Below are 2,699 nucleotides of genomic sequence, written 5' to 3' on the forward strand. Positions count from 1 at the left end.
AACGGACTGCGGGATCAACTATCGCGACCTGTACCCCGAGCCTCCGCCGGCCGGCTCCGTGCCGTCCTGTGCCGAGGGCGGCGTGCTGGGCATCGTCTGCGCCTCCATCGCCTCGGTGATGAGCACCGAAGTGATCAAACTCATTACCGGGATCGGCGAGTCGTTGCTGGGCCGGTTGATGATCTACGACGCGTTGGAGATGACCTACCGCACCATCGCGATCCGCCGGGACCCGTCGGATTCGTCGCGGCCGAAGATCACCGGGCTCGTCGACTACGAGCAGCTGTGCGGCGTGGCGCCGGAACCCTCGGCACAGGACGCCGCGTCGACCATCACGCCGCGCGAGCTGCGTGACTGGCTGGATTCGGGCAAGAAGCTGGCGCTGATCGACGTGCGTGAGCCGGTGGAGTTCGACATCGTGCACATCGACGGAGCCCAGTTGATCCCGCAGTCCTCGATAAATTCCGGCGAGGGCCTGGCAAAGTTGCCGCAGGACCGCCTGCCGGTGTTGTACTGCAAAACGGGGGTGCGGTCGGCCCAGGCGCTGGCGGTGGTGCGCAAGGCCGGCTTCGCCGACGCGGTGCATTTGCAGGGCGGGATCGTGGCGTGGGCGCAGCAGATGCAACCCGACATGGTCATGTACTGACCCGGAACGCCTGTTGGACTGCGGCGACCCGCCGCTGTGCTAGCGATCACCGCTTGTTGGACTCGTTTAGAGTACCGGTGTGACAGTCGAGCCACCGCCGGATCATGTGCTGTCGGCGTTTGGTTTGGCCGGAGTTAAACCCGTCAATCTGGGCGCCAGCTGGGAGGGCGGCTGGCGGTGCGGCGAAGTCGTCTTATCGCTGGTGGCCGACAACGCCCGCGCGGCGTGGTCCGCCCGGGTTCGCGAGACGCTGTTCGTCGACGGCGTTCGCCTGGCCCGGCCGGTGCGGTCCACCGACGGGCGCTACGTCGTATCCGGGTGGCGGGCGGACACCTTCGTGGCCGGGACGCCCGAGCCCCGCCATGACGAAGTCGTCTCGGCCGCGGTGCGCCTGCACGAGGCGACGGGCAAACTGGATCGGCCCCGCTTTCTGACCCAGGGGCCCACGGCGCCGTGGGGTGACGTCGACATCTTCATCGCCGCCGACCGCGCGGCGTGGGAGGAACGGCCGCTGGCCTCGGTGCCCCCGGGTGCGCGCTCCGCCCCCGCGACGGCGGACGCCGAGCGGTCGGTGGAGCTGCTCCAGCAGCTGGGCACCCTGCGCAAGCCGACCAAGAGCCCCAACCAGCTGGTCCACGGAGACCTTTACGGCACAGTGCTTTTCGTCGGTACCGCGGCGCCGGGAATCACCGACATCACCCCGTACTGGCGGCCCGCGTCGTGGGCGGCCGGTGTGGTCGTCATCGACGCGCTGTCCTGGGGAGAGGCCGACGACGGGCTCATCGAGCGCTGGAACGCCCTGCCCGAATGGCCGCAGATGTTGTTGCGGGCGTTGATGTTTCGCCTCGCGGTCCACGCGCTGCATCCGCGTTCCACCGCCGAGGCGTTCCCCGGCCTGGCCCGCACCGCCGCGCTGGTCCGGCTGGTGCTCTAGCGCCCGTCGGCAAACTCGTAACGAACCTCGCGCAGCGCGATCTTGCCGTCGGTCGCCAGCACGCCTTCGGCGCGCAACAGCTCCAGCTGGCGGGTCGTCAGGTGTCGCGCCGGTCGACCGGACGCGGTGATCACCCGGTGCCAGGGCAGATCCGAGGAATCGGTCCGCATGATCCAGCCGACGATGCGCGGGCTGGAAAGCCCTGCGACAGTGGCGATGTCGCCGTAGGTGGCGACCCGCCCGGCTGGGATCGCGGCGACCAGCTCACGCACCCGCTCGACCTGCTCGTCGGTCACCGGCGCCACGGTCAGCCGGCTTCCAACAGCTCGCGGGTCAACGCGGCGACCTCGTCGGGCTTGGCGTAGGGCACCATGTGGTTGCAGTCGAAATCCAGCAGCCGGAAATCCGCTCCCAACCGCTCCGCCAGGGCGTCGATCAGTTGGTCGGTGACATAGGGCGGCGTGGTGCGCTTGGCCCGCACCAAAATGGTCGGGGTCTTCGCGGGCGGCAGCACGGTCTCGCGGGCCAGCTCGCTCCAGTACGACATCATCGCCGGCAGGCTCACCCGCCAGCCGTAGCGGCCGCCCGGCAGCGCGATCAGATGCTCGTCGATCTCGGCGTCCAGCAGGGCGGGTTCGACATCCGACCACGATCCGTGCACCTTTTCCAGGCGCGCTTCCTCGGCGTCGGGGTAGTCGGGCGAGGACAGCATCGCCTCGGCGATCTCGCGCATCCACTCGCCGTCCAGCCCGACCGCCGGGTCGAGCAGCAGCAGCCCCGCCACCCGATCCGGGCGGACGGCGGCCAGCTGCATCGCCAGCCCGCCGCCGAACGAGTGGCCGACGATCACCACCGGTGTGCCGGGCTGTTCGTCGAGCAGCGCGGCCAACGCCGCGACGTTGGCGTCGATGGTCCACGGCGCTGCCCATGAGGACCTGCCGTGACCCACCAGATCCGGTGCGGCGATACCGATCCCGGGCAGCAAGCCGGCTAAATGCTCCCAGCGCTGGCCGTGGCCGGTCAGCCCGTGCAATGCGAGGATCCGCACCGGACCCGGCGGGCCGTAGCGGTGTACATGCAACTTCGCGGTCACCAGTCGATGGTGCCAGCCACCGCGGT

The 2,699-nt window shown here is 69.6% G+C and carries 4 protein-coding genes; 2 read left to right on the forward strand and 2 right to left on the reverse strand.

The window, feature by feature from the left end; genetic code table 11:
• Both A5646_RS24830 and A5646_RS24835 read left to right on the forward strand, forming a co-directional pair.
• Window positions 1–646: rhodanese-like domain-containing protein (locus tag A5646_RS24830; protein ID WP_255362103.1), on the forward strand; the 646-nt coding region annotated here is incomplete at its 5' end.
• A 79-nt stretch (window positions 647–725) separates the two neighbouring features.
• On the forward strand, window positions 726–1,580 hold the full coding sequence (locus tag A5646_RS24835) for a TIGR02569 family protein (protein WP_066867956.1): 855 nt from the start codon (window positions 726–728) through the stop codon (window positions 1,578–1,580).
• Here A5646_RS24835 and A5646_RS24840 read toward each other — a convergent pair.
• Both A5646_RS24840 and A5646_RS24845 read right to left on the reverse strand, forming a co-directional pair.
• Window positions 1,577–1,885, reverse strand: coding sequence for an MGMT family protein (locus A5646_RS24840; protein WP_066867959.1), 309 nt, complete (start codon window positions 1,883–1,885; stop codon window positions 1,577–1,579). The two genes, A5646_RS24835 and A5646_RS24840, sit on opposite strands and share 4 nt — an antisense overlap.
• 2 nt (window positions 1,886–1,887) lie before the next feature.
• On the reverse strand, window positions 1,888–2,673 hold the full coding sequence (locus A5646_RS24845) for an alpha/beta fold hydrolase (protein WP_067024911.1): 786 nt from the start codon (window positions 2,671–2,673) through the stop codon (window positions 1,888–1,890).
• Window positions 2,674–2,699: the final 26 nt, after the last annotated feature.

The sequence above is a fragment of the Mycobacterium sp. 1245499.0 genome (assembly GCF_001673615.1).
GTDB classification, from domain to species: Bacteria; Actinomycetota; Actinomycetes; order Mycobacteriales; family Mycobacteriaceae; genus Mycobacterium; species Mycobacterium europaeum_A.